The following is a 26117-nucleotide window of genomic DNA, read 5'->3' as shown; positions in this document are numbered from 1 at the left end:
CCTATATTCGCTTGTCACGGTTTCAACGACCGTTCCGCTTTTGCTAATCAGTTATGGGATAAGAGATGGTTTAGCCTACACACTGGGTGTAGCATTTATATATGGAATTTGTTCCGTTCAGCTGTTCCTAGCATTAAGAAATTCTTTTCATAATGCAAAAGTTATTTTTAAAAGCTTTAAACCTCGTAAACGCTAAAATGTGGATGCCCCATTCTTAGTTAGCACTGTGGCATTGAGCTTTCTCCAACATCAGTAGATTGCCCCAATTTTAGTAATGCTACAGAGTTCTGACCTTATAAGTTATCCAACCGCAATTACGTTAGCCAATGAGAAAATGTGGTACGAGTATCAGCCTGAATACGAGGCCAAAATGCTGTCAACCAAGGTCAACAATCAGTAGAAAGTGAGCGTAAAAGCATGAGAAAGCTAAAACGATATCAAGTGATTACCCATCAAACTGTATAAAAAACCGCTACCGCAAAAAAACAAATTCCTATAGCATTATTCATACCCATTTACACGGATGTGGCAGCGGCCTAGTCCAACAAGCGATTTATGCCCTGCAAACAGCGCAGCGCATAAATACTAAGACGTTAGTTTACAAAGGGAGTTTGGTGGTGTTTGAAAGTATTGCAGTCTATTCAGGATTAATTGCAACAATCTGGATCTTCATTGGTGTTTACGTAGCTGGTCGATTTTACGCTGGTTACGATCATTCTAAACAATTTTGTAGTGAGTTAGGCGCGACAGGTAGCCCAACTGAAAAACTTTCTCCCTTGATTAATAACTACCCCCTAGGCTTTCTATTTTGCTTTTTTGGTTGGTATCTTGCACAACTTTCAAACGTTTCAATCTTAGTTAACATTGCTGGTTGGTTAGTGATTGTTCATGGTATCGGAACGTGGGTGGCAGGTTACTTCCCGATGGACGCTGATCCATTTACAAAAAGTCCATCGTTTAATTGTAAAATTCATTCTTGGGCTGGGTTTATTATGTTGCTTTCATTACTTGTAGCACCAATTTTAATTGCTATAAGTCCAACTACTGAAACTATCCCACTATACTTTCGCGTTTTCTCAATTGTTTCAGTTATAGCCGCTGTTTATTATCTATTTGCTATGGCAAAAGCAGTTAAAAACCAAAGTAATCCGGGCATTCATCAACGTGTATCTTATGGCTTTCAATTACTTTGGTTAAGTGTTTTTTCATTAATCTTGGTTTAATTGTAAACTAACAAGGCAATTATGGATGGGACGTCTAAAGCTTGGCTGGCGCTCCTTCGTCGCTAATTTTAGCCAAGCTTGATACGCCCCATATTGCGGCGTTAGCCCATAGAGATTTTAATCCGAAAATCACATATTAGGGCTAACGATCTAACAAGGTTTTGTCCAAAAATGAGTTATCTTGAGTATGAAACTTTAATACTCAATTGCTGTTCGATTTATGCACCTAAGCGCAGAAGAGTATGATGCTTTATTTTTCCACGTATTCAATCGGGCGCTGTAGAATCAAGCAAATGTGACGATTCAATATCGAACTTTATTTTTCTCCCACCATTGAGCTTGTTGCACTGGTCAAAAGGCTGTGGTTAAAGCGAGTGCTTAAGATTACTACGGTGAGATCTGGTAGATTTTTGATTTTGCTTCATCGGTCACAAGATAAATTAACCCATCAGGCCCTTGCACGACTGAGCGTAATCTTTGCCCCAATTCATTTTTTAGCAGCCGTTCTTCTTTAATAATCTTGTCGCCATCAAGCACTAAACGTACTAGCGTTTTTTCCTTTAGGCTGGCGAGTAAAATATTATTTTGCCACTGCGGAAATTTGTCACCCGTGTAAAATATAAAGCCCGCGGTGGCAATTGAGGGAACCCATTTGTAAACGGGTTGCTCCATTCCAACTTTGTGGGTGCCTTCGCCGATTTTGCCGCCACCGTAATTCTCACCATAGGTAATCACAGGCCAGCCATAGTTTTTGCCCGCCTCATCAATATTGAGTTCATCGCCGCCCTGCGGTCCATGCTCGCCAGTCCATAATACTTTGCTGGTGGGATTAATGGCCGCGCCTTGCATATTGCGATGACCAATAGACCAGATCTCGGGCAAAGCGCCCGCCGTATTGATGAAGGGGTTATCCTTAGGCACTGAGCCATCGGCATTAATCCGCACCACTTTGCCTAAATGATTGTCTAATGTTTGGGCGCTATCTTTTTCGCTGTAGCGGTCGCCAAGTGTGATAAATAAAGTGCCGTCAGGCGCCCACACCAAACGGGAACCAAAATGGTGGCCGCTGTTGATTTTGGGTTGCTGACTAAAAACGCGGCTGAGATTTTCAAGCTTGTTGCCATTAAGCGTGGCAAAACTCACCGCAGTGCTATTGAGTTCACTTGCATCACCTTCAGCGGGTTCTGAAAAACTGAAATAGATTTTTTTGCTGTTGGCAAAATCTGGCGCAAGCACCACATCGAGTAAACCACCTTGGCCCTTGGCATATAGCGGTGGCAAACCCGTTAAGGGTTCGCCCACTTTACCTGCGGCGCTGACAATGCGCATTCTGCCGGCGCGTTCAGTCACGAGCATGCTGCCGTCGGGTAAAAATGCCATACCCCAGACATTATCTAACCCTTGGGCTATGGTTTTTACCTGAATGTTACCCGTTTCCGTTTTGACGCTAATGCTTGTTGCGCTAGTGTTTTGCGCGTAAATAGCGGGTGAGCTTGCAACAAGACACAGGGCAAGACTTAAGGTGCTCAGCTTCAAGCTGCTTAGTTTAAAGGTGATCCGTTTCATCGCTATCCTTAGTCACAGTGCTTTCCTAAATGATGGCTCAGAGTAACAAGCCAGCAACCTAAGGGCAATTTCTCGATTTGACCTTGTATCTAAACTCACTGTCTTGTTCCCTTGAGTCCAAGAACTGCGCGTTGGCTAATGCATTAAAAGGCTGATGTATTAAAACCTTGTTTCACGCATGAAAACCTAGCGCATGAAAAAGCCTAAGGCCATCGCTAAACCGACAATCACAATAAAGCCGCGCAGCAAGGGTTGTGAAATACGATAGGCCAGCGCCGCGCCGACATAGCCGCCGATAATCGCCATCACAGCAAGCAGCAACAGATATTGCCCATCGATAACATTGCCCGCGGCATAAACCACTACGGCGATGGCGGTGAGGAGGGCAGAAATGAGATTTTTAAGACCGTTCATCCCATGCAGATTGGTCTGGCCCATCAGCCCAAAGCTCGCGAGCAGTATGATGCCTAAGCCACCATTAAAATAACCACCATAGATACACACAGTCGACAGCATTATCAGTGCTGTCATCGGACTTAACATTGGCGTAGAGGTGTTTTCGCCTTGCTCAGCGATTCTTCGTTTGAGTAACCAAGGACCAACAATAAAGGCCGCGGTGGCCAGTAAAATCAGCCAAGGGATCAGTTTTGCGAAGACTTGCTCGCTGGTGGTCAGCAAAATACCTGCGCCAATACTGCCGCCGATAAGGGCAATCAAGATCAGATGCTTAAGGCTAAGACTCGCCGGATATTCGATATCCTTTCTAAAGCGCCAAGCACTGGCGATATACCCGGGCAACAGCGCGGCTGTCCCCGTTGCATTCGCCGCAATCGGTGGAACCCCGACAAACACTAACGCCAAAAGGGTAATAAAACTGCCACCACCGGCAACTGCATTGAGCATTCCGCCTAGAAAGCCAGCGAGTGCAATAATAAGCCAGTCCATAGATACCGCTCCTTTGGGCAATGAGAGAGTTAAACAGAGAGTTTATTTGAGTGCTAAGAATGAGTCTGTTCTCGTGAGTCAATCTAAGTACGTCACCCTAACAGGATGATTTCGACATTGAAAGTCGAGCAATGATTCGTTACATAATCGAAAGTCACGTAATAGAAAGTCGCGTAATGGATAGTCACATACAGCCATTCGTAAATGTGAACACACAGGATGAGCGCAAAGGCTTGCGCGTGCTTGGCGCTAAGGGGCTTGCTCCCAAATGCCAGACATAAAAATAACTGCAGCTATGGCTTCACTTTGCTCGGTAAAGACATCTACTCCCCAGCAGTTTTGCCCACGTTCTTGATAATAAACTTCAAAGGTATTGAGCATAGGTGTTCGAATGCAATACCAACCATCGAAGGTATTCTTGGCAAAATGCACCCAATGCTGCGCATCGGCTGTTTGGATTTGCTGAACGAGTAATTCATTTTGCGACAGTAAAGCCGCAAGTTCACTCTGGGTTATGATCTGATGCTCGGCTTTTACTGCCCCGAGAAGATTTTTCAGTGTAATCATGTAGTTCATTGCTTATAGGTTGCGAACCTGAACCACTCGCTAGCGAATTGCAGCTGCTATTGATGATTGGATCAGCGTCTCATAAATATCAGCTTGGCCTGCTGGAATAAGCTGCCGGTGAATTTCGCGGCGTTTCGCACTGTCGAATAAGCGCTCCGCAACCCAGCCGGTTAAATAGAGCGAGGACAGGCAGCCACCCGCAGTGGCAATATTGCCATTGATAACCAGAGCACAGTCTTCTACATCCACGCCCATGGCCACTAATGCGGGTTTGGCATCGGGATGAGTCGTTGCTGAGATATTGTCGAGTAAGCATAATTTGGCAAAGAAGAATGACCCCGCGCAGATACTGCCAAGCAGTTGTCGTGTGGGATCTAATTTGAGAGCGGACATAAACTCAGTATCTTCAAGTGCGGCAGGTACGCCTTTGTAACCACTGCTGAATAATACCACGTCGGCATCAGCGACTTCGGCCACATGACCATCGGTTTTGACAATCATTCCTAAGCTTGATGTATGGCTTTGCTTGGTCCCGAGTACTTTCACATTCCAGTCTGTTTTTGTCCTGCCGAGGATGTCACGCATTAGGAAGAAATCGATATCGGTAAATTCATCAAATATCACAATCGCAATCTGGTACATAAGCTTTCCTTTGGCTTTGTGCTGATAGTTGTTTTAGATACGCTTCTTGAATTGTGTAATTTATACCATTATTTGGCGATTTTTAGGGTTAAGGCTTTTTCGATTTTGCGGGTAAGTGATGCCAATTAACTGCGTATCGATATAGGGCTAAACACTGCGGAATGGTCAGCATTAGGATGATCACATAGCCGATGTTTGAGCTTATGTCTGGTGGATTTGTTGTATTACTGGCCCAATTGATGCCTACATACATCAAGCTCCATACGCAGAATAGGGGGAAGAATCGTTGCCACACTTTTTGTGAGAAAAACCGTAATTTATAGACTTGGCCTTGAAGGCCAATTAATCCCTGCAACATCACCAGCCAATTGATAAAATCGTACCAAGCGACAGTGGACATCATAGCCGCGCGGTAATTCATGATTAATTGCAGTACACAAAACCAGAAATAGATCCTCCATGCCCGCATACCGCTCTCCGTGTTACCCATAACCTAAACTTTTATCGCTACGAGCGGTTTGCGAACGACAAATAAGGTATTCGTTCTGCATCCTTATCACGATCTGCAATGAGCCATAACCTACAATTTGCCGTGTATTATCGCTTTTTTAAGAGGTAATCTACTGAAATATAGCGGGTTAATCAGGTAATTCATACTAATGAATGAGTGGTGCAATTGACTAGGATTAGCTCTCAAGTCGCAGCGCTAGCTAATTGTTAGATAAACAAAAAGCCCAGAATTATCTTCTGGGCTTTTAAGGTATAAAACTTAGTGCATCAAACTGGAGCATTGATGCTAAGAAGCAACCTTAACCTCTTAGGTTAGAGAACGCTTAAAACACCATCTCTGGTACATGGTCTGGCACGATTAACTTGCCAGCAGTTTTGCTGACGATTTCTTCTACGCTGACACCTGGCGCGCGCTCTAGTAGATGGAATGCGCCATCTTTGATTTCGATAAAGGCTAAATCTGTGACGACGCGTTTAATGCAGCCGTAACCAGTCAGCGGCAATTCGCATACTGGCAGTAGCTTAGAATTACCGTATTTATCGGCGTGCATCATAGTCACGATAATGTTTTCAGCGCCGGCGACTAAATCCATCGCACCGCCCATGCCTTTGATGAGTTTGCCGGGGATCATCCATGAGGCGATAGAGCCATTCACATCGACCTCAAAGGCGCCGAGCACGGTTAAGTCCACATGGCCGCCACGGATCATGGCAAAGCTTTCCGCCGATGAGAAAAATGACGCGCCTTTCACTGCGGTAACGGTTTGTTTGCCCGCATTGATTAAATCCGGATCTATGGTGTCTTCAGTGGGGAATTCGCCCATGCCGAGTAGACCATTTTCCGATTGCAGCATGACTTCCATGCCGCTGGGAATATAGTTAGCGACCAGTGTTGGAATACCTATGCCGAGGTTGACGTAGTAGCCATCTTTTAATTCTTTGGCGACGCGCTGAGCCAGTTGTTCTCTTGATAATGCCATGATATCTATCCTTTCTATTTGGCTTTGACGCTTTGGCCTTTACTCTTAGGTTTTACCCTTAGTTTTTACTTTAGGGAGCTAAGTGCCAATTGCGTTAACTGTGTTTCAAGGTTTTTGCCTGCGCCTTTTATTTCGCGGCTTTTACCGTGCGCTGCTCGATACGTTTCTCGAACGTGCCTTGAATAACGCGGTCAACATAGATGCCCGGCGTGTGGATATGATCTGGGTCTAGCTCGCCCGGCTCAACAATAAACTCAGCTTCAACCACAGTGATTTTGCCCGCGGTCGCCATCATAGGGTTAAAGTTGGCGGCGGTTTTACGGAACACCAAATTACCCATGGTATCGGCTTTCCATGCGCGCACTAAGGCAAAATCTGCGGTCAGCGACTCTTCTAACACGTAATGGCGACCTTTGATTTCGCGGGTTTCTTTGCCATCAGCGACTGGCGTGCCGTAGCCAGTAGCTGTGAAAAATGCCGGAATACCTGCGCCGCCTGCGCGGATTTTTTCCGCCAGCGTGCCTTGGGGCGTTAAAATCACGTTCAGTTCGCCAGAGAGCATTTGTTGCTCGAAAGTGGCGTTCTCGCCCACGTAAGAGGCGATCATGGTGGCGATTTGGCGATGTTTTAACAGTAAGCCAAGACCGAAATCGTCAACGCCAGCGTTGTTTGATATCGCCGTTAAACCGTTAACGCCCATCTTAACCATTTGATTGATTAAGCCTTCGGGAATGCCGCACAGGCCAAAGCCGCCGACCATAATGGTCATGTCGTTTGATAAGCCGTTTAACGCTTCTTCATAGCTGCTGACGACTTTATTGAGTCCTGCCATTGTGATGTCCTTTTATGCTGTATAAAACGCGCGGGAAATAACGCGCGTTTTCAATAACGGTTGTTGTCGTTAATTATTGTTGTTCTATTTTGCTAACAGGGCTGTGGCCACTTTCGAGCCGTTGTTGCGATTCAACTGCGTGCTGATAGCTTGTCCTGCTAAAGCGAGTTTTTGTAAATCGATACCCGTTTCTAATCCCATGCCGTGCAGCATATACACTAAGTCTTCGGTGGCGAGATTGCCCGATGCGCCTTTGGCATAGGGGCAGCCACCAAGACCTGCAACCGAGGAGTCAAACACCCGCACACCTAAGTCTAAGCAGGCCAAAATGTTAGCTAATGCTTGGCCATAGGTGTCGTGAAAGTGTAGCGCCAGTTTATCCATAGGCACACGTTCAGCCACAGTTTGCAGCATTCTACGGGCTTTTTGCGGCGTGCCTACACCGATAGTGTCACCGAGTGATATTTCGTAACAGCCCATTTTGTAAAGGATTTCAGACACGCGGGCCACTTCACTGACCGCTATCTCACCTTCGTAGGGGCAGCCGAGCACGCAGGACACATAGCCGCGCACCGGAATATTGTGCGCTTTTGCTAATTCCATCAAAGGGATAAAGCGCTCAATCGACTCTTCTATCGAGCAGTTGATATTGCGCTGACTAAAGCTTTGTGAGGCGGCGCCAAATATCGCTACTTCGGAAGCTTTTGCATCCAGTGCCAGTTCAAAGCCTTTGACGTTGGGCGTGAGCGCGCTATACACCACGCCGCTTTGACGCTGTATTTGCTTGAGCACATCGGCAGAATCGGCCATTTGTGGCACCCATTTGGGTGACACAAAACTGCCGGATTCGATGCGCTTAAGCCCTGCATCTGCCAGCGATTCAATCAAGGCGATTTTAGCTGCCGTTGGCACTGCGACTTCGTTTTGCAGGCCGTCGCGCGCGCCCATCTCGAAGATACTGACCCTGTCTTTGGCGTCCGCAGCTTGGCTTAGATTGACTAACGACATCTTAGGCTTCCTTGGTCGCGGTTGGCTCGTCGTCAGATACGAGCGGCGCTTCACTTAGCGGCTCAACGTTAAGCAAGGTTGCGCCATCGGTCACCAGCTCGCCCGCCTTAAAGTAGAATTCACTGACTATGCCATCAAAGGGCGCTTCGATTGTGTATTCCATCTTCATGGCTTCCATCACTAGCAAACCTTGGCCCGCTTTAACTTGTGCGCCGACATCGACTAAATGGGTCACAACAGTGCCGTTCATGGGCGCTTTTAACTTGTCAGCATTGCTAGCTTGTTCTTCGATCACTAGCGTTTGCACTGCTTTAAAGTGGTAACTGCCAGAGGATAAAAATAGCGTAAAGTCATCACCTTGTGCGCTAACCGGCACTTTACTCTTATGGCCGTTGATTTCGGCGAGCAGTAAGTCTTGTTTCAGTTCGCCATTGAGCAACCAATCTTGGCCGTGCAGTGGCAACTGATACATGCCGCCTAAATCGAGCATCACTAACTGCTGCAATTCATGGGCGTCATCGAGCAGGGCAATATTGTGTTGGCTGCAACTGTTGAGTCTAAAGCCGCTCACTTGACCCCAAGGCGAGTAAGGATCGGCGCTGTTGACAGCTTGCGCTTTGGCGGCTTCTTTACGGGCAAGCACTTGATACAGCGCGGCAAAGGCAAGCGCAGTGTCGGCTTCGCTTGAAGCTGTACCAATTAAGGTATCGCCATAACGGCCAATAAAGTCAGTGCTAAAGTCGGCATTGGCAAACGCTGGGTGCTCGGCAATGTTCGCCAAAAATTCAATGTTGTGCTTAAGACCGCTAATTTGATACGACTCTAAGGCATGCACTAAACGTTGCAGGGCGCGCGGGCGCGATTCATCCCAAACAATAAGCTTGGCAATCATAGGATCGTAGAAGTTACTGATCACATCATTTTCGCGAATACCCGAATCGATACGGACAAACTTACTTTGCTCAGGTTCACGCAAAAAGTTGAGCTTACCACTGGCGGGTAAAAACTCATTTTGCGGATCTTCGGCATAAATACGCACTTCAAAGGAATGGCCGTGAATACGCACTTCATCTTGCTTAAGGGGCAGTGGCTGACCGCTGGCGACCAGCAATTGCCATTTGACTAAGTCTTGGCCAGTGACCATTTCAGTCACGGGATGCTCAACCTGTAGACGGGTGTTCATCTCCATAAAATAGAAGCTGTTGTCCGTATCTAACAGAAACTCTACCGTTCCCGCGCCAACATAATCGATGGCTTTGGCAGCTGCGACGGCCGCTTCACCCATTTGGGCGCGCAGGGCATCACTTAAACCAGGGGCAGGCGCTTCTTCGACCACTTTTTGGTGGCGACGTTGAATCGAGCAATCGCGATCTGATAAGTAAATCGCGTTGCCAAAGGTGTCGGCAAACACTTGCACTTCGACGTGGCGCGGCTGGCGTAAATAACGCTCCATCAATAATTTATCGTTACCAAAAGAAGAGGCCGCTTCACGGCGCGCTGAGTTAACGGCTTCCATGATTTCGCCTTCATTCTCGACGATTCGCATGCCTTTACCGCCGCCGCCATAAGCCGCTTTAATCAGCATAGGGAAGCCGATTTTCAGTGCCTCCGCTTTTAAGGTCGCATCGGTTTGGTCATCGCCGTGATAACCAGGCACTAAGGGCACATTTGCCGCAGTCATAATGGATTTGGCGGCGCTTTTGCTGCCCATGGCATCGATAGCATCACTGCCTGGGCCAACAAATGCGATGCCTGCGGCTTCACATTTACGGGCAAAGTCGGCGTTTTCAGATAAGAAACCATAACCGGGATGAATCGCTTGGGCGCCCGCTTTTTTGGCGATATCGATAATCAAATCGCCCTTTAAATAGGAGTCTGCCGGCGCACTGCCACCTAAATAGAAGGATTCGTCGGCCATGGCGACATGGCGTGCTTCTTTATCGGCATCGGAATATAGGGCAACGGTGCGAACGCCCATGGCATGGGCGGTTTTGATGATGCGACAGGCGATTTCACCGCGGTTAGCAATCAATAGCTTGGTAAACATTTGCTTGGTTAACATCAAAGGGCTCCTTGGGTATCACTTGGCTTTTGCATTGACGTAGGAGAGGGGGCGGAGTGCGTTTGTTGCCAGTTTGGCTGACGTTTCTCAAAAAAGGCATTTAAGCCTTCTTGGCCCTCGGTTGATACCCGAATGCGGGCGATACGCTCGCTTGTGTAATCAATGGTGTTTTGGTCTATCACGCCATCTTCAAGGCGTGATAATAAGGTTTTTACCCATGCCATGCCCTGTGGGCTATTGGCAAGTAGCGCATCAATTATCGGCTTTGCGGCGGCATCTAAGTCATCGCTTACCTCATTGATGACATTAAGTTTTAGTGCAGTATCGGCATTAAAACGCTCGGCGGTCAGCATGTAGCGGCGCGATGCGCGGTTACCCATAGCGCGGGCAACGTAAGGGCTGATTACCGCAGGAATTAATCCGAGTTTCACTTCGCTCAAACAAAAACTGGCGCGCGTTGTGGCGATAGCGATATCGCTGGCGCAAATGAGTCCTAATGCGCCGCCAAAAGCTGCGCCTTGCACTAATGCAATAGTAGGCTTAGGAAAGGTATCCAAATCCTGCATCAGTTTCGCTAAGGCTTTGGCATCCGTTAGGTTTTGCTCAAAATCCATTTGGGCTTGTTTGCGCATCCAATTGAGATCGGCGCCGGCGCTGAAGTTTTTGCCGTTCGCTTTGAGTACTAGCACTTGGCATTGCTTGTGCTCAGCAAAATAGCTAAGGACGCTAATCATCTCGCTAATCATCACTTCATCGAAGGCGTTGTGTACTTCTGCTCGGTCAAGAATAAGCTCGGCAACGCCGTTATTCAGCCTGTAGCTCACGTGCTGCAAGTTGCTTAATTCCTGTGGCGTTATTGGTAAATTTGTCATAGTTGTTTCCCTATCTTATTGATTTGTTGTGTATACGTATGGTTTACATACGGAACACACCAAAGCGGGTGTCTTCGATAGGGGCGTTTAACGCCGCCGATAGGGCAAGGCCGACTACATCCCGAGTTTGCGCTGGGTCAATAATGCCGTCATCCCATAAACGGGCGCTGGCATGATACGGATGACCTTCTTTGTCGTACTGGGCGACAATCGGCGCTTTAAAGGCTTTTTCATCCTCAAGTGACCATTCTTCACCTTTACGGGCCAAACCGTCGCGGCGCACTGTGGCGAGAACGCCTGCGGCTTGCTCTCCGCCCATCACAGAAATACGGGCGTTAGGCCACATCCACATCATAGTCGGTTCGAACGCGCGGCCACACATGCCGTAGTTACCCGCGCCGTAGCTGCCGCCGATAATCACAGTGAATTTAGGCACATTGGCACAAGACACCGCGGTTACCATTTTGGCACCGTGTTTGGCTATGCCTTCGTGTTCGTACTTTTTACCCACCATAAAGCCGGTGATGTTTTGCAGGAACAGCAGCGGAATTTTGCGTTGGCAGCACAGTTCAATAAAGTGCGCGCCTTTTTGCGCTGACTCTGAGAACAAAATGCCGTTGTTGGCGACGATGCCGACTGGGTAGCCGTGAATACGGGCAAAACCGCACACTAAGGTTGCGCCATAGTTGGCTTTAAACTCATCAAAATCAGAATCATCGACGATACGGGCGATCACTTCTTTGACATCAAAAGGCTTTTTCAAATCAGTGCCGACAATGCCGTACAGTTCGCTAATGTCGAACTTCGGCGGCTTGACTGGGCTCAGCAGTGATTTGATTTCTTTTTGATGATTCAGGCGTGATACCGCGCGGCGGGCAAGCTCCAGCGCGTGCTCATCGTTTTGCGCTAAATGGTCCGCCACGCCGGAAATTTTGGTGTGGACTTCGGCGCCGCCCAGTTCTTCTGCGCTAACTTCTTCGCCAGTGGCTGCTTTCACTAATGGTGGGCCTGCTAAGAAGATAGTGCCTTGATCTTTTACGATAATGGATTCATCCGCCATGGCAGGCACATAAGCGCCGCCCGCGGTACATAAGCCCATCACCACTGCAATTTGGGGGATACCCTTAGCGGACATTTGCGCTTGGTTGTAAAAGATGCGGCCGAAATGGTCGCGGTCTGGAAACACTTCATCTTGGCGGGGCAGGTTAGCGCCGCCCGAGTCGACTAAATAAATACAAGGCAAGTGACAACGGCTGGCAATATCTTGGGCACGAAGGTGTTTCTTGACGGTAATCGGGTAATAAGTGCCGCCTTTCACTGTGGCGTCGTTGGCGATGATCATGCACTCGACACCGCTCACACGGCCGATACCGGCAATAATACCCGCTGCGGGCACTTCCTCGTCGTAGACTTCAAACGCGGCAAATTGCGACAGTTCTAAAAAGGGTGAACCCGCATCGAGCAGCTTTTCAACCCGTTGACGTGGCAGCAATTTACCGCGGGATAGATGGCGCTCTAACGCCACAGGGCCACCGCCGAGTTCGATTTTATTGAGTTTAGTTTTAAGATCGGCCACTAGGGCGGCCATATCGTCGGATTTTGCTTTAAATTCATCGCTACGGGCGTTGATACGACTGCTTATTTGCGTCACTTTGATTGTCCTTATAAAGCGGAAACTCGGTATCACCTTGCTCGAATGGGTGGCGCAAACTGTAAATTACAGTGAGGTGCTACCCATTCACTTGTGAGAGATTATTGGAACTCGCGTTATTTCGACTCATTGAACAGTTCGCGACCAATCAGCATGCGGCGAATTTCTGAGGTGCCAGCGCCGATTTCATACAGCTTAGCATCACGCAGTAAACGGCCTGTGGCGTATTCGTTGACATAGCCGTTACCGCCGAGCAGTTGAATGGCATCCAGTGCCATTTTGGTGGCGAGTTCTGCGCTATAAAGAATGGCGCCTGCGGCATCTTTACGGGTGGTTTCACCGCGATCGCAGGATTTTGCCACGGCATACACGTAGGATTTGGCGGCATTCATACCTGTGTACATGTCGGCTAACTTGCCTTGTACCAGTTGGAATTCACCAATCGATTTACCAAATTGCTCACGCTCGTGGATGTAAGGTACAACGATATCCATACAAGCGTTCATGATCCCCAGCGGGCCGCCAGATAGCACGACGCGCTCGTAATCTAAGCCGCTCATCAGCACTTTTACGCCGTTGTTGAGGCCGCCTAAAATGTTTTCTTCTGGTACTTCTACATCTTCAAACACTAATTCGCAGGTGTTAGAGCCGCGCATGCCGAGTTTGTCGAGTTTTTGTGCTTGGCTGAAACCTTTCGAATCACGCTCAACGATAAAGGCGGTAATACCGTGTGCGCCTTTGGTTAAGTCGGTTTTAGCGTAAATCACATAGGTGTGCGCATCGGGACCGTTAGTGATCCACATCTTGTTGCCGTTTAAGATAAAGCGGTCGCCTTCTTTACGGGCGTGTAGCTTCATTGATACTACGTCAGAACCTGCGTTTGGCTCACTCATGGCGAGTGCGCCAATATGTTCACCGCTCACCAGTTTGGGCAGATACTTGGCTTTTTGCGCAGCATTACCGTTACGGTTGATTTGATTCACACACAGGTTTGAGTGGGCGCCATAACTTAGGCCGATAGAGGCCGATGCACGGGAGATTTCTTCCATTGCCACGACGTGGGCAAGGTAGCCCATGTTCGCGCCGCCGTACTCTTCAGCGACGGTCACGCCGAGCAGTCCCATACTCCCCAGCACAGGCCAAAGTTCATTGGGGAAGGCGTTGTCGTGATCCACTTTCGCGGCAATCGGGGCGATTTCGTGAGTGGCAAAATCTTGCACCGCATCGCGCAGCATGTCGACGTCTTCGCCTAGGCCAAAATTCAGACTTGTGTAGAGAGAGTTCATTGCTTGTGTCCTTTCAGATGTTCTAATTTCAGATGGTTAAACTCTGATGTTTAAATTTATAGTTTTTATGATTTTTAGGTGCTTGAGTCTTTTAAATCTTGTATTTAATCCTAGTGCTAACATCCTGCGTCTTGAGATGCGCGAGTCAATCATATTGACTTGATCTTGTTGCCACTGGGATTTAGGCTTTTGCCGTTTTGTTATCTTCTAAGGCTAAGCGGCATTGCTGCTCGGCGGAATTGAGTTCCATCAACACGACTTTAATGTCGTCCATTTGCTGCTGTAGGGCGGATTTCTTTTCTTCCACTAGCGCCAGCATGGTATTGAGCTGTGAGGTGCTGCTCTTGTCGGCATCGTATAATTCGAACAGGCGACGGGTTTCTGCCAACGAAAAGCCCAAGCGTTTACCGCGAAGAATGAGCTTGAGGCGCACTCTGTCTTTTAGGCTATAGATACGGGTTTGGCCGCGGCGTTTAGGCTTAAGTAAACCTTGGTCTTCGTAAAAACGAATACTACGAGTAGTGATATCAAACTCTTTTGACAGATCACTGATCGAGTAAGTCGTTTGTGGTGTGTTCGTTGCGCTCATTCATGCACCCTAAATAATCAGTTTTAAGCAAGATATATGAAGTTTACGTAAAGGTAAAGATTTTGGCTTTTATTCTGTTGACAAAAAAGTGTCAATCCCAATTGCCATCAGCCTGTGCAGCGAGATTAAAACGAGTGCTTTAAATTAGTGTTCTCACATAAAACCACAAATCTTTTCTGGTTATAGGCTAACGTCTAATAGTGGGCTTGATGCCCCCCTGTTAATAATGGTTGTTGGAAGGGGTAGTTATTGCGGCTGACGATTTTAGCCGCAGTCCTGATTGGAGGACATATGTTGACCGAACAGCAAAATGCATCTGTAGCGCAAGCCGCAAATCAAAAACAGAACCAACAAAAACATCAAGCGTTGCACCAAGCATCCTTGCTTAATAAAGCCGAATTCTGGGGAGAAGCGGCGAAGACGCTCGATTGGATTAAACCTGCGCACACTGTGCTCGATGAGTCGCAGGCACCGTTTTATCACTGGTTTACCGATGGTGAGATGAACACTTGTTATAACGCCGTTGATCGCCATGTGTTTGCCGGACGCGGTGATCAAGTGGCGATCCAATATGTGAGCCCAGTGACAGACACTGAATACGGCATTAGCTACGCGGAGTTACAGGCTCAAGTGAGCCGACTCGCGGGCTTTATGCAATCTATTGGGATAGAGAAGGGCGACCGTGTGGTGATTTATATGCCTATGGTGCCGGAAACCGCTTTCGCTATGCTGGCCTGTGCTCGCATAGGTGCGATTCATTCTGTGGTTTTTGGTGGTTTTGCCGCCAATGAACTCGCGACTCGGATTAACGATGCCAAGCCTAAATTGGTACTGTCGGCATCCTGCGGAATTGAGCCTTCGGGCGTCATTACTTATAAGCCTCTGTTAGATAAAGCATTGGAACATGCTGTTCATCAGGTGGAGCATTGCCTGATTTTAAATCGCAGCCAGTATCAAGCCGATTTGCAGGAGGGCCGTGACTTAGATTGGCAAGCTGCATTAGCGACTGCGCCTAAGGCCGATTGTGCCGCGCTTAAGGCCACCGATCCCTTGTATGTACTTTATACCTCAGGCACCACGGGTCAGCCTAAAGGTGTGGTGCGCGATAATGGCGGCCATGCTGTGGCTCTGGCTTGGTCGATGCAACATATTTACGATATTCAAGCGGGCGATGTGTTTTGGGCCGCGTCTGATGTGGGCTGGGTTGTGGGTCATTCTTACATAGTGTACGGACCGCTGCTGGTGGGCGCCACAACCTTAATGTATGAAGGTAAACCTGTCGGTACGCCCGATCCCGGCGCATTTTGGCGCACGATTGCCAAATATAAAGTTAAAAGCTTCTTCACCGCGCCGACGGCCATTCGCGCGATCAAGCGTGAAGATCCTGATGGTGAGTATTTACAAGGCGTTGATTTAACCTGTCTTAAAAATGTGTTTTTGGCAGGTGAACGTTGCGATCCCGATACTTTAGTTTGGGCACACACTAAACTCGCTAAACCTGTTATCGATCACTGGTGGCAAACCGAAACGGGTTGGCCAGTCGCGGCAAATTTGATGGGCACAGCGCCCGTCGCTATTAAGCCAGGTTCGCCCGCTTTACCTGTGCCGGGTTATGCGGTTGAAGTGGTGGACGAATTGGGCGAGCAAGTTGCGCCCAATACTTCAGGTAATGTGGTGATTAAATTGCCTCTACCGCCGGGAACCTTAACGACACTGTGGCAAAATGATCAACGCTATCAAGATAGTTACTTGTCTATGTATCCAGGTTATTACTTAACTGGCGATGCGGGTTATACCGATGAAGACGGTTATCTCTACATTATGAGTCGTATCGATGACATCATAAATGTAGCAGGACACAGGCTATCGACCGGACGTTTTGAAGAAGTATTGTGTCAACACCCTGATGTGGCCGAAGCGGCTGTGATTGGGGTGGATGACCAGCTTAAAGGTCAAGTTCCCCTCGGATTAGTGGTACTCAAGAAAGGCGTGACGATCAGCGATGAAGAGCTGCATAAACAGTTAATTACGCTGGTACGCCAAGAAATTGGTCCTGTCGCCTCCTTTAGGTTAGTGAGTGCGATTCAAAAATTGCCTAAAACGCGCTCAGGGAAGATTCTACGCGGTACTATGCGAAAAATTGCCGATAATCAGCAATATACTGCACCTGCGACCATAGAAGATCCACAGACCTTAGAGCTAGTACGCACCGCACTCACTCGCATGGGTTATGCTGATGCCTTAGTGTAAGAAATAGAGCGTAAAGGCTTTTATATAAAGAGTGTAAAGGTCTTATCGAGAGTAGAAATATCAAGGCGATAGTAAACTGACCAAGCTTGCTATCGCTTTTTTGTTTACGGCACTTTTATTCAGTTAGGATCAGATTACTTAGTTAGGATCAGAGATTGAAGTTTCTACCTTAAATTTGCTAGTCTTGCAGGCTCATCATGAGCAGCTATTACGTACTGCTGTCATGTACAGCTATATCACCTATAGTTTTTACGGTAATCACATGGCTTAGGGACGACCCTAAATACGCCTAATCTAACATGGGGACGACCCCTTTTTTGGGAGTTCACTATGAGTTGGTTCTTATTAGTCCTTGCGGGTTTATTCGAAATTGGTTGGGCCATAGGGCTTAAATATACCGAAGGTTTCACGCGTTTGTGGCCAAGTATCTTTACAGTGGCGTCGATGGCAGTGAGTGTGTTGCTACTAGGACTCGCGGTTAAGCATTTGCCTATTGGTACGGCTTACGGCGTGTGGGTCGGTATTGGTGCTATGGGGACGGCGATTGCGGGAATTATCCTCTTAGGAGAAGGCGTTAGCTTACTTAAAATCGCCAGTTTGATATTGATATTACTGGGTGTTTTAGGGCTTAAACTCGCAAACTAAGTTGTCGATAAACGTGCCAATACAAGTATCACTTGGGCTCAGTTCTAACTAACCCGTTTCGCAATACGGGATTGGCAATCTCACTGTAATCGAGATTGCCAATCGTATGCATCGCCTTTTCTCTCTGGTAATTAAGTTACAAAGATCGGTATAATTACCCCTCAAAATTGGTTAGCTCTAACCTCTGTGACCCGTGGGAATTATATAATGCAAAACCACAGCAATCTTAATGATATCGGCGTAATTGGCCTTGGCGTTATGGGTAAAAACCTCGCGCTAAACATCGCGGATAACCAATATCACGTCAGCGCATTTGACCTCGATCCTGTTAAAGTTAATGGTGTTATACAGCAAGAAAAACAGGAACGCGCTGGACTCGAACCTCGCATTCTTGGCTGTGCTAATCTTACCGAAATGTTAGCCAGTCTCACAAAACCCCGCATTCTTGTGCTTTCTGTTCCCGCGGGTGCACCCGTCGATGGTGTCTGTAGTGCTTTGATTTCTGCCGGAATTGAGTCCGATGATATCGTTATCGATACTGGTAACAGCCTATGGACTGACACTGTTGAGCGTGAAGCGCGCTACAAAGGGCAGTTTGTATTTTTCAGCTCTGCGGTTTCGGGCGGTGAAGTCGGTGCGCGTTTCGGTCCCTCACTTATGCCAAGCGGCGATATCGATGCATGGCATCACGTTGCACCTATTTGGAAAGCCATTGCCGCTAAGGTTGATGCGAGTACAGGTTTACCCATAGAGCGCTTCGAACCGGGTAATCCAGTGACAGAAGGCGAACCATGCACGACTTATATTGGTCCTGCGGGTTCTGGCCATTACGTGAAGATGGTGCATAACGGTATTGAATACGCAGATATGCAGTTGATTTGCGAAGCCTATCAAATGCTGCAAGACGGTTTAGGCATGAGCGCTGCAGAAGTCGGCGATGTGTTTGAACGCTGGAACAAAGGCAGCTTAAACAGCTATTTGATGGGGATCAGTGCCGAAGTCTTAAAACAGGCCGATCCATTAACGGGTAAACCGTTGGTGGAAATGATCTTAGATAAAGCGGGCCAAAAAGGCACGGGTTTGTGGACGGCCGTGAGCAGTTTACAAATTGGTTGTCCGGCACCGACGATTGCTGAAGCTGTATATGCTCGCGCCGTAAGTACCCAAAAATCCCTACGTTTACAACTCAGCCAGAAATTGGCTGGGCCAAATGCACCTGCTATCGATGATGCGCAAAAAGCGCAGTTGATTGAAGCCCTTGAAAGTGCGTTATATTGCGCGAAAGTGTGTTGTTACGCGCAAGGCTTCCAGTTGATGGCAATGACGGCCCATGAGCAAAAATGGCAGTTAAACTTTGCTGAAATTGCAAAAATTTGGCGTGCGGGTTGTATTATTCGCGCGACGTTCTTGCAATCAATCACTCAAGCCTATGAAGACAATGCCGAGCTTAGCAATCTGTTGATGGCGGACAGTTTTGCGTCAGCTTTATCTGAAAAGCAAGGCCTATGGCGCATTGCGGTAGCGACTGCGGTAATGCAAGGCATTCCAGCGCCTTGTATTAGCTCAGCACTGGCATATTACGACAGTTATCGCTGCGAAACATTACCAGCGAACTTGCTCCAAGGTCAGCGTGACTTTTTCGGCGCTCACACCTTCGAGCGAATCGATACGCCAGCTGGCGAGAAATATCACTTAGATTGGAGCGCCAAAGAGCGCACCTTAGCTAAGGTTTAATCTAAGGTTCTGCCCGCTATCAAAATGAAAAACGCCCCTTGATAAGGGGCGTTTTTGTTTATGGTCGATGATTATATAACGGGCTATAACTTTTTGACTTCAATTCATTTTAAGTCACTCAGCTAAGTCTTAAGCTTGAATTCCTAAGCATTCAGCTCAGATGAAAAGGCGATCAGCTTTTGCCAGAGTGCTTGGGCGACAGGGCCCAAAGGTGAGTGGGGTTTTCGCATAACATAGTAATCGAGTTGAATGTTGTTTTGTCTTTCGCGTAGATCCAGTGCGATTAATGCACCTTGTTTGAGTGAATCTTCAATCATATAGTGCGGCAGTTTGCCCCAGCCCATGCCACTTTGAATAAGCATTTTCTTGGTATAAAAATCATTAACATACCAACGTCGTTGCCCCGCCTGTACCCCAAACTCAATATTCGCAGTGCCTGAGCCCGTATCTTGGATCACGATTTGGTATTCGTTAACGAGCTCTCGTGCGTAGCTCAGTGTCGGATGGCGCTCAAGCATGCGCGGCGCGGCGACATCGAGCAGGCTACCGGAAAATAAATAGGCTAATTCTAAATGACTCGAGCGTATGGGCTCAATTCCGCCCGCGGAGATGATGATTTCGGCTTTATCTTGATTCAGCGCTTCGAGCGCACCAGTTAAAAATTCTTGTTTGAGAATGATTTGGGTGTAGGGGAACTCATTTTGAGTCAGTTCTAAAATCGGTAGAATTCGAGCGAGATTGAAAGAGGCTTCAAAAGCTAAGGTGATACTCGCTTCGTTGCCTTTGGCTAAATGTTTCGCCACTTGCTTCATTTCCTGCGCTTCATTCAGTACCCGCTGGGTATGTTGCAGCAGTTTTCGGCCTTGCTCTGTGATGGCGAGTCGATAACCTTCACGGTTAAATAAGATGAGATCGAGTTGAGATTCTAACTGTTTGATACTTTGACTAATGGCGGGTTGGGTTTTATGTAGCTTGTCACTGGCGGCTTTGAGTGAGCCCGCCTCAGCCACGGTTTTAAACATCAGCAGTTGGTCTAAGGTCACTGGGATTGCTCGCAAGTCATAAATTATTAGTTTATGAGATATTAGATTTTATTCCATATTTATTTATCTTTTATCGGCTCATAATCTACTCCATTCTCGCTCGTCGTCTGCGCATTTATGCCCAAGACTGACGGCAATATTAAGATCAATGGGGTGTGTGCGATGCGATTTTCAAACTTATGTGGTGCTAAGGGCTCAAGTATCAATGGCTTAGTTGCTGAGGCCGATTCGCAGAAGTTATTCCTTTGTGCCAATACACTCAATCGCGCCGCCGCAACCGTCACACTGGCGATGAGCATAGTGTTTTTTATCTCAGGATTTGCCAAGTTATTTGGCGTGCCTATGTTCCATGTTCCGTTTACTTTGATGAATCTTCCCACAGGGTTTGGCTATTTTATTGGTTTGATGGAAGTGATTGGCGCCCTTGGATTGTGTCTACGTGACTACCGAGTGTTATCGGCGAGCGGTTTGCTGGCGATTATGATGGGGGCGATTTATTTCCACTTTAACTATGAAGCGGCGATTAATGCACTGCCTGCATTGAGTTTATCGGCTGGACTTTTTCTGATTATCAAACTGGATGAAATTATTGAGCGTTTAGTGCAATTTCAGCGGCAGTTGGCGCTGAATCGCTCCGCATTTTAAGTGATAAAAATTGAGTCTGAAGTCAGTCGTACCGATTTAAGTTAATCAACAAGAGAAAACCATGATGCAAGTTAAAGCGAGTCGTATGCCTGTGCTATTTGTGCCCCACGGTGGTGGCCCAATGCCTTTGCTAAATGATGCCAATCATAATGAGTTACGTGCTTTTTTAACCTCAGTGACTGCGCCCATTCCAACCCCTAAGGCGATTGTGCTGATAACCGCCCATTGGGAAGAATCTGTGGTGACCTTATCGAATAGCCCTAAGCCCGGAATTTTATACGATTATTATGGCTTTCCGCCTGAAGCGTACCAGTTAACGTATCCTGCACTGGGTGAGCCAGAATTAGCCGCACAGATTGCGAATATGCTCGTGGATAAGGGGATCGCCGCTCGCTTAGATAGCGAACGCGCATTTGACCACGGCACCTTTGTACCACTTAAGTTGATGTATCCCGAGGCGAATATTCCCGTAGTACAAATGTCGTTAGTCCGCAGTCTCGATCCTGAGACCCATATAGCGATTGGCGAAGCTTTAGCGCCGCTGCGGGATCAAGGGGTATTGATTTTGGGCTCTGGCATGTCGTTTCACAATATGCGGGCGTTTTTTTCAAGCGATCCCACGGTCCAAAGTCGCAGCGCAGAGTTTGACTATTGGCTGACGCAAACATTAACCGCAAGCGTAAACACTGCCGAGGCCAAAACAGCATTGACTCACTGGCAAGCTGCTCCTGAGGCGCGGTTTAGTCATCCGCGGGAAGAACATTTATTGCCACTACATGTGTGTTTCGGCGCAGGACACAGTGATTCATCCCAAGCGCTACGTAACTTTAACGGCATTTTGCTAAATACTCTGATCTCAGGCTATATCTGGCAATAGTCTGGCAATAATCTGATGTTGGATTACTGTCGTCGAACATGGCAGTAAATCTAAGGCTAAGCATCTTAAGCCAATAAAAAAGGTTCGTATCCTCGACAGATACGAACCTTTGTTGTATTCAGGATTAAGCTGCGGCTGCTTGTAGCGACCAGTTGCATTAGCCTAGCGGCTTTACTCTTATGCGGTAAACACTAAACCCACGCTAAACAAAGTACTGAAAATCATGGTTAACTTAGCCGTGCGGCCGAGTAACGGATTTAACGCTTCACCAGACACCGCATAGAAATCGCTGCTGAGTTTACGGGCGATAAGCAGTGACAAACCCGCGAGTAATACTGGTAACCCAGGTAAAATCCCCAGTAGAAAGCCTGCAATCACTAAGCCGAAGGGCAGGTAAATCAGCGCTTGATACAACACTTTTGATTGTGCTTCGCCGATACGTACTGCCAATGTGTGTTTGCCCGCTTGGGTGTCGGTGCTAATATCACGGGTGTTATTCACCAGCATGATCGCTGCATTGAACAGCCCAATGGCGCAGCCTAATAACCAAGCATTGATTGTGGTATCGCCCGCCTGCAGATAATAACTCCCCACGACAGCGACTAATCCAAAAAAGATAAAGGCCGCAACTTCGCCCAGCCCATGGGACGCGAGGGGATAGGGGCCACCACTGTAACCGAGTGCACCTAAAATGGCTGCCGCGGCGAGAATCGCGATAGGCCAGCCTCCGTGCCAAATTAAATAGGAACCCACAGCAAGTGCCATTAATAGGCAAAATATCATGGCATTGCGGACGCTCGTTGGTGGAATTAAACCACTTTGCGTCACGCGAACGGGTCCTAAGCGTTCGGCCGTGTCTATGCCGTTTTTAAAGTCAAAATAGTCGTTAGCGAGATTGACGGCAATTTGTAATAGCACAGCGCACAGCATAGAAGTGGCAGCAATTAACCAGCTGTAACTCTCAAGATGCAGGGCGAGAATATTGCCTATCAATAGGGGACCTATGGCCGCGGGTAGCGTACGGGGTCTTATAGCTAAAATCCAAGGATTCATGGCGTCCAGTCGTTATTGGTAAATGGGAATGGTATCGAGCAAGGGCTCAATTAGCGCATAGCATAACAAGATTTAACACGAAAGTGAGCACTATCTAATAAACGCATTTAACAGAGTTTGAATTGGCGCACATATGTTCACTGATGTAGGCGGAGATTTGTCGTCAAGCTCAAAGAAAATCAAAAAAGTCTGTGTTTCTATAGCGGATGTTGTTGGAGACGCTGCACCGCCCAAGACATAGGCGTAACGCTAAATCCTATGTTCAACTGGAGATACCACAGGTGCTAGTCGCCTTATGCGGGTTGTTTTTGAGCATTTATTGGCGGCGTTTTGCCGCTACTGTTATGCCGATAAGGATATATTTGGATGCGTTTCGATAATAAGGTGGCGTTAGTCACTGGGGCGGGAGCAGGGCTAGGTCGAGCCTATGCCATCATGTTGGCTGAGCGGGGCGCGAAGGTGGTGCTCGTTGATCAGCCGTTATCGTCATCCGAGTCTATTTCTACCTATGGTGCTCAAACAATTCCGGCCAACTTAGCATTGATGCAAACCTACTGCAGCATTATTAAACTCGGCGGTGACTGTCTCTACTTTGTGCTTGATGTTAGCCAGCGGGATGAAGTAAACCGCATGGTCGAAGAGGTGATCCTACGTTGGCATCGCATTGATATCTTGATTAATAACGCGGGGGTCTACGGTGCTTGTCCGTTCGAACACATTAAGCTTGAGCAGTGGCAACGGCAATTGGATGTCGATCTCAATGGCAGTTTTTATCTGACCCAAGCCATTTGGCCCTATATGCAACAACAGGATTATGGTCGGATCATGATGACGACGGGAGCTTCGGCCTTATTTGGTGATTTGCATCAAGTCGGTTTCAGCGCGAGTAAGATGGCGCTGGTGGGCATGGTGAATTGCTTATCGATAGAAGGAGAAATTCATAATATTCGCGTCAATAGTTTATGCCCGCAGGCCGTCACAGCGATGACCGCCAAACATTTAGCGAGTGCGATTCAGCCGTTATTTTCCTTTGAGTCATTAACCGCCACAACGGCTTTTTTGGTGAGTGAACAGGCGCCCAATGGTCAACACTTACTCGCAGGTGCGGGCAGTGTCAGCCATGGCATGTTTGTCGAGTTTCAGCCTATGTATTTTAATGAGGGGCTTTTTACGCCAGATAATCTCGCGCAGCAGTGGCCCCAGCTATACCAATCCTTTCCTGTTACTTTGCACTCCAGTGGTGAGGATAAAGTCTTGTCTTGGTCTCAGTTAAGCGCGCTAGAACACCATATTAAAATTGATTGATTTGATTGTGAATAATCGATAGAAGACTGGTCAGCTTAAGGCGAACTGAGTTACCCTTTAGCATTAATGGCTAATTATGCAGTAGGATCCCATGAGTCAGGTATTAGACGATCTTTTATCATTACTTTCCCTTGAGCAAATTGAAATCGGCCTCTTTCGTGGTCAGAGCCAAGATCTGGGATTTGGGCATGTGTTTGGTGGTCAAGTGATGGGGCAAGCGCTGAGCGCCGCTAAACAAACCGTCCCCGCTGAGCGTAAGGTCCACTCATTACACTCCTACTTTTTACGTGCCGGTGACGAGAAGTTACCTATTGTGTATGAAGTCGAAAATATGCGAGATGGCGGCAGTTTTAGTGCCCGCCGCGTGAGTGCAATTCAAAAAGGTCGACCGATTTTCCACATGACCTGTTCCTTCCAAGAACCTGAAGAAGGATTTAGTCATCAAGCGATGATGCCGCAAGTACCTGGACCTGAAGGTTTATTGAATCAGCAGGAACTAGCGCTGACTATGCGGGATAAAGTGCCGCCGAGCATACTCGAAAAGTTTATGGCCGATGCGCCCATTGAGATGCGACTGGTTAATCCATTACATCCCTTTGCGCCCAAAGAAACTGAGCCGTACCGTCATGTGTGGATGAGGGCCAATGGTCCCATGCCAAATGACGCCCATATTCATGAATATTTACTCGCCTATGCCTCGGACTTTAACTTTTTGGTGACAGCGGCTCAGCCCCACGGCGTGTCGTTTTTAAGTCCTGGAGTGCGCATGGCGACGATAGATCATGCTATGTGGTTCCATCGCCCGATTAATATGGGAGAGTGGTTGCTTTACAGTATTGATAGCCCCAATGCCAGCGGTGGCAGAGGTTACGTCAGAGGGCAGTTTTTCAATCAACAAGGTGAATTAGTGGCTTCTTCTACCCAAGAAGGCCTGATCCGCATGGTAAAAGGACGTTAATATGTATCTGAAAATAAAGTCGTTTGTATTGTTATCGCTCATGGCAATTCTGCTCAATGGCTGCGTGACGGTGAAACCTGAACCCCCGATTATTATCAATGGCGCAGCGGGTTATTTAGAGAAAATTCCCTTGCCTCAAGGTTGCCAAATCACTATTGCAATCATTGATTTGAATACCCCGGGTGTTATCGTCGCACAGAAAACCTTTAACATCGCCAGAGCGCCAGTGCCGTTTAAATTTACGCTGCCTGCAAAATCGATCGATAAGAGTATCCAATATGGCGTAGTGGCGATGATCAAGTTCCAAGACCAAGTGATCTTTCAAACCTATGACAGGTTCCCTGTCGTCAATAATGATAAGTTCACGACAGAAGTGTTAATGAAGGCGGTCATGGCGAATTAATCACTCCTAATTATTGCCTGCGCATTATTTTTGTATTGCTGAAGATGTAGCCCTTTCAATTTATATTGCAAGGGCTTTTTTTTGGTTAATATTCGGGTATCCATGTTGTAAATGTAAAATCAAATATGATTTTGCTTTACACAGAGCTAAGAATATTAATGCATAAGTTAGTCTTTTTTATAAGGAATGTCATTCTGTAAAAAACGGCATTCACACTAATTTTGTTTAAAAAAAGTTAAAGATAAGTTTGGTTTATGTTTAATTTTATTTTCGCAAATGTTTATTTTGTAACAGATATTTTTTATGAATAATAATATTTTTACGGTCACTCGTTCTGTTTTTTAGTGCACTATCTTGGCGCTCAAACATTTAAGCGTTTTAAATAATATACTGATTTTAAATAACTATTTGTATTTCACATTTTTGTTTATGAGCTTTAATTTACCGGCTATTCAACCTGCGAAACAATCT

At 47.2% G+C, this 26117-nt stretch carries 25 protein-coding genes; 10 read left to right on the top strand and 15 right to left on the bottom strand.

The annotated features are described in order from the left end of the window. A partial coding sequence (locus tag Q4Q54_RS16075; RefSeq protein ID WP_311988958.1) for a hypothetical protein occupies nt 1-196 on the top strand: 196 nt, incomplete at its 5' end. Between the two features lie 421 nt (nt 197-617). Continuing rightward, nucleotides 618-1223, top strand: coding sequence for a DUF998 domain-containing protein (locus tag Q4Q54_RS16070; RefSeq protein WP_311988957.1), 606 nt, complete (start codon nt 618-620; stop codon nt 1221-1223). 387 nt (nt 1224-1610) lie between these two features. Here Q4Q54_RS16070 and Q4Q54_RS16065 read toward each other — a convergent pair whose 3' ends face one another. From Q4Q54_RS16065 to Q4Q54_RS16005, 13 genes are all read right to left on the bottom strand, one after another. Further along, nucleotides 1611-2789, bottom strand: coding sequence for a PQQ-dependent sugar dehydrogenase (locus tag Q4Q54_RS16065; protein ID WP_311988956.1), 1179 nt, complete (start codon nt 2787-2789; stop codon nt 1611-1613). A 186-nt stretch (nt 2790-2975) separates the two neighbouring features. Continuing rightward, entirely contained in the window at nt 2976-3734 is a 759-nt protein-coding gene (locus Q4Q54_RS16060; protein WP_012089645.1) for a sulfite exporter TauE/SafE family protein, read from the bottom strand. A gap of 249 nt (nt 3735-3983) precedes the next feature. Further along, nucleotides 3984-4301, bottom strand: coding sequence for a cytoplasmic protein (locus tag Q4Q54_RS16055; RefSeq protein WP_259512975.1), 318 nt, complete (start codon nt 4299-4301; stop codon nt 3984-3986). Nucleotides 4302-4340: 39 nt separating this feature from the next. Continuing rightward, the gene (locus Q4Q54_RS16050) at nt 4341-4943 is read right to left on the bottom strand and encodes a DJ-1/PfpI family protein (RefSeq protein ID WP_311988955.1); all 603 of its coding nucleotides are present in this window, start codon (nt 4941-4943) and stop codon (nt 4341-4343) included. Between the two features lie 88 nt (nt 4944-5031). Beyond that, entirely contained in the window at nt 5032-5433 is a 402-nt protein-coding gene (locus Q4Q54_RS16045; RefSeq protein ID WP_311988954.1) for a hypothetical protein, read from the bottom strand. A gap of 343 nt (nt 5434-5776) precedes the next feature. Continuing rightward, nucleotides 5777-6433, bottom strand: coding sequence for a 3-oxoacid CoA-transferase subunit B (locus Q4Q54_RS16040; protein WP_311988953.1), 657 nt, complete (start codon nt 6431-6433; stop codon nt 5777-5779). A gap of 127 nt (nt 6434-6560) precedes the next feature. After that, on the bottom strand, nt 6561-7265 hold the full coding sequence (locus tag Q4Q54_RS16035; protein WP_006082324.1) for a CoA transferase subunit A: 705 nt from the start codon (nt 7263-7265) through the stop codon (nt 6561-6563). An 84-nt stretch (nt 7266-7349) separates the two neighbouring features. After that, nucleotides 7350-8273, bottom strand: coding sequence for a hydroxymethylglutaryl-CoA lyase (locus Q4Q54_RS16030; protein ID WP_311988952.1), 924 nt, complete (start codon nt 8271-8273; stop codon nt 7350-7352). Between the two features lies 1 nt (nt 8274). Next, nucleotides 8275-10335: an acetyl/propionyl/methylcrotonyl-CoA carboxylase subunit alpha gene (locus Q4Q54_RS16025; protein WP_311988951.1), complete on the bottom strand. Its 2061-nt coding sequence runs from the start codon at nt 10333-10335 to the stop codon at nt 8275-8277. Continuing rightward, a complete protein-coding gene (locus Q4Q54_RS16020; RefSeq protein ID WP_311988950.1) occupies nt 10335-11207 on the bottom strand; it encodes an enoyl-CoA hydratase-related protein in 873 nt (290 codons plus the stop codon). Before Q4Q54_RS16020 ends, Q4Q54_RS16025 begins: the two co-directional genes overlap by 1 nt. Before the next feature lie 43 nt (nt 11208-11250). Further along, the gene (locus tag Q4Q54_RS16015; protein WP_011847235.1) at nt 11251-12858 is read right to left on the bottom strand and encodes a carboxyl transferase domain-containing protein; all 1608 of its coding nucleotides are present in this window, start codon (nt 12856-12858) and stop codon (nt 11251-11253) included. A 116-nt stretch (nt 12859-12974) separates the two neighbouring features. Continuing rightward, nucleotides 12975-14144, bottom strand: coding sequence for an isovaleryl-CoA dehydrogenase (locus tag Q4Q54_RS16010; RefSeq protein ID WP_011847234.1), 1170 nt, complete (start codon nt 14142-14144; stop codon nt 12975-12977). A 181-nt stretch (nt 14145-14325) separates the two neighbouring features. After that, nucleotides 14326-14733 carry a MerR family transcriptional regulator gene (locus Q4Q54_RS16005; protein ID WP_006082318.1) on the bottom strand — a complete coding sequence of 136 codons (408 nt, stop codon included), beginning with the start codon at nt 14731-14733 and terminating at the stop codon, nt 14326-14328. Nucleotides 14734-15024: 291 nt separating this feature from the next. On the opposite strand from Q4Q54_RS16005, the gene Q4Q54_RS16000 reads away from it, so the two are divergent. From Q4Q54_RS16000 to gndA, 3 genes are all read left to right on the top strand, one after another. After that, nucleotides 15025-16983 carry a propionyl-CoA synthetase gene (locus Q4Q54_RS16000; protein WP_311988949.1) on the top strand — a complete coding sequence of 653 codons (1959 nt, stop codon included), beginning with the start codon at nt 15025-15027 and terminating at the stop codon, nt 16981-16983. Nucleotides 16984-17313: 330 nt separating this feature from the next. Further along, nucleotides 17314-17628 (top strand): quaternary ammonium compound efflux SMR transporter SugE, encoded by a 315-nt coding sequence (gene sugE, locus Q4Q54_RS15995; protein WP_311988948.1) that lies wholly within the window; start codon nt 17314-17316, stop codon nt 17626-17628. Nucleotides 17629-17835: 207 nt separating this feature from the next. Continuing rightward, nucleotides 17836-19362 (top strand): NADP-dependent phosphogluconate dehydrogenase, encoded by a 1527-nt coding sequence (gene gndA / locus Q4Q54_RS15990; RefSeq protein WP_311988947.1) that lies wholly within the window; start codon nt 17836-17838, stop codon nt 19360-19362. Nucleotides 19363-19505: 143 nt separating this feature from the next. On the opposite strand, the gene Q4Q54_RS15985 is transcribed toward gndA, so the two are convergent. Then, on the bottom strand, nt 19506-20405 hold the full coding sequence (locus Q4Q54_RS15985; protein ID WP_012089633.1) for a LysR family transcriptional regulator: 900 nt from the start codon (nt 20403-20405) through the stop codon (nt 19506-19508). Nucleotides 20406-20567: 162 nt separating this feature from the next. On the opposite strand from Q4Q54_RS15985, the gene Q4Q54_RS15980 reads away from it, so the two are divergent. Beyond that, nucleotides 20568-21050 (top strand): DoxX family protein, encoded by a 483-nt coding sequence (locus Q4Q54_RS15980; RefSeq protein ID WP_234371300.1) that lies wholly within the window; start codon nt 20568-20570, stop codon nt 21048-21050. A 61-nt stretch (nt 21051-21111) separates the two neighbouring features. Beyond that, a complete protein-coding gene (locus Q4Q54_RS15975) occupies nt 21112-21927 on the top strand; it encodes a class III extradiol ring-cleavage dioxygenase (RefSeq protein ID WP_311988946.1) in 816 nt (271 codons plus the stop codon). 177 nt (nt 21928-22104) lie between these two features. Here the strand turns inward: Q4Q54_RS15975 and Q4Q54_RS15970 are convergent, their stop codons facing one another. Beyond that, nucleotides 22105-22980, bottom strand: a complete 876-nt coding sequence (locus tag Q4Q54_RS15970; RefSeq protein WP_311988945.1) for a 1,4-dihydroxy-2-naphthoate polyprenyltransferase — start codon at nt 22978-22980, stop codon at nt 22105-22107. 366 nt (nt 22981-23346) lie between these two features. On the opposite strand from Q4Q54_RS15970, the gene Q4Q54_RS15965 reads away from it, so the two are divergent. The 3 genes from Q4Q54_RS15965 to Q4Q54_RS15955 all read left to right on the top strand — a co-directional run bounded on the left by Q4Q54_RS15965 (nt 23347) and on the right by Q4Q54_RS15955 (nt 25646). After that, nucleotides 23347-24285, top strand: a complete 939-nt coding sequence (locus Q4Q54_RS15965; protein WP_311988944.1) for an SDR family NAD(P)-dependent oxidoreductase — start codon at nt 23347-23349, stop codon at nt 24283-24285. Nucleotides 24286-24376: 91 nt separating this feature from the next. Next, nucleotides 24377-25243, top strand: a complete 867-nt coding sequence (gene tesB / locus Q4Q54_RS15960) for an acyl-CoA thioesterase II (RefSeq protein WP_006085518.1) — start codon at nt 24377-24379, stop codon at nt 25241-25243. A gap of 1 nt (nt 25244) precedes the next feature. Then, a complete protein-coding gene (locus tag Q4Q54_RS15955; protein WP_311988943.1) occupies nt 25245-25646 on the top strand; it encodes a YbaY family lipoprotein in 402 nt (133 codons plus the stop codon). Nucleotides 25647-26117 lie beyond the last annotated feature (471 nt).

Source organism: Shewanella sp. SP2S2-4 (assembly GCF_031932025.1).
GTDB classification, from domain to species: domain Bacteria; phylum Pseudomonadota; class Gammaproteobacteria; order Enterobacterales; family Shewanellaceae; genus Shewanella; species Shewanella baltica.
Note: the sequence above shows the minus strand (reverse complement) of the source record. Positions and strands in the feature narration are given on the sequence as shown.

Bases quoted from the DNA above. Each gene is read 5' to 3' on its own strand.
- Q4Q54_RS15980 (WP_234371300.1), top strand. From the start codon at position 20,568: ATGCGATTTTCAAACTTATGTGGTGCTAAGGGCTCAAGTATCAATGGC.
- Q4Q54_RS15970 (WP_311988945.1), bottom strand. From the start codon at position 22,980: ATGAATCCTTGGATTTTAGCTATAAGACCCCGTACGCTACCCGCGGCC.
- Q4Q54_RS16025 (WP_311988951.1), bottom strand. From the start codon at position 10,335: ATGTTAACCAAGCAAATGTTTACCAAGCTATTGATTGCTAACCGCGGT.
- Q4Q54_RS16045 (WP_311988954.1), bottom strand. From the start codon at position 5,433: ATGGGTAACACGGAGAGCGGTATGCGGGCATGGAGGATCTATTTCTGG.
- Q4Q54_RS16055 (WP_259512975.1), bottom strand. From the start codon at position 4,301: ATGATTACACTGAAAAATCTTCTCGGGGCAGTAAAAGCCGAGCATCAG.
- Q4Q54_RS16060 (WP_012089645.1), bottom strand. From the start codon at position 3,734: ATGGACTGGCTTATTATTGCACTCGCTGGCTTTCTAGGCGGAATGCTC.
- Q4Q54_RS15955 (WP_311988943.1), top strand. From the start codon at position 25,245: ATGTATCTGAAAATAAAGTCGTTTGTATTGTTATCGCTCATGGCAATT.
- sugE (WP_311988948.1), top strand. From the start codon at position 17,314: ATGAGTTGGTTCTTATTAGTCCTTGCGGGTTTATTCGAAATTGGTTGG.
- Q4Q54_RS16065 (WP_311988956.1), bottom strand. From the start codon at position 2,789: ATGAAACGGATCACCTTTAAACTAAGCAGCTTGAAGCTGAGCACCTTA.
- tesB (WP_006085518.1), top strand. From the start codon at position 24,377: ATGAGTCAGGTATTAGACGATCTTTTATCATTACTTTCCCTTGAGCAA.
- Q4Q54_RS16050 (WP_311988955.1), bottom strand. From the start codon at position 4,943: ATGTACCAGATTGCGATTGTGATATTTGATGAATTTACCGATATCGAT.
- Q4Q54_RS16010 (WP_011847234.1), bottom strand. From the start codon at position 14,144: ATGAACTCTCTCTACACAAGTCTGAATTTTGGCCTAGGCGAAGACGTC.
- Q4Q54_RS15975 (WP_311988946.1), top strand. From the start codon at position 21,112: ATGATGCAAGTTAAAGCGAGTCGTATGCCTGTGCTATTTGTGCCCCAC.
- Q4Q54_RS15965 (WP_311988944.1), top strand. From the start codon at position 23,347: ATGCGTTTCGATAATAAGGTGGCGTTAGTCACTGGGGCGGGAGCAGGG.
- Q4Q54_RS16000 (WP_311988949.1), top strand. From the start codon at position 15,025: ATGTTGACCGAACAGCAAAATGCATCTGTAGCGCAAGCCGCAAATCAA.
- Q4Q54_RS16020 (WP_311988950.1), bottom strand. From the start codon at position 11,207: ATGACAAATTTACCAATAACGCCACAGGAATTAAGCAACTTGCAGCAC.
- gndA (WP_311988947.1), top strand. From the start codon at position 17,836: ATGCAAAACCACAGCAATCTTAATGATATCGGCGTAATTGGCCTTGGC.
- Q4Q54_RS16040 (WP_311988953.1), bottom strand. From the start codon at position 6,433: ATGGCATTATCAAGAGAACAACTGGCTCAGCGCGTCGCCAAAGAATTA.
- Q4Q54_RS16035 (WP_006082324.1), bottom strand. From the start codon at position 7,265: ATGGCAGGACTCAATAAAGTCGTCAGCAGCTATGAAGAAGCGTTAAAC.
- Q4Q54_RS16005 (WP_006082318.1), bottom strand. From the start codon at position 14,733: ATGAGCGCAACGAACACACCACAAACGACTTACTCGATCAGTGATCTG.
- Q4Q54_RS16030 (WP_311988952.1), bottom strand. From the start codon at position 8,273: ATGTCGTTAGTCAATCTAAGCCAAGCTGCGGACGCCAAAGACAGGGTC.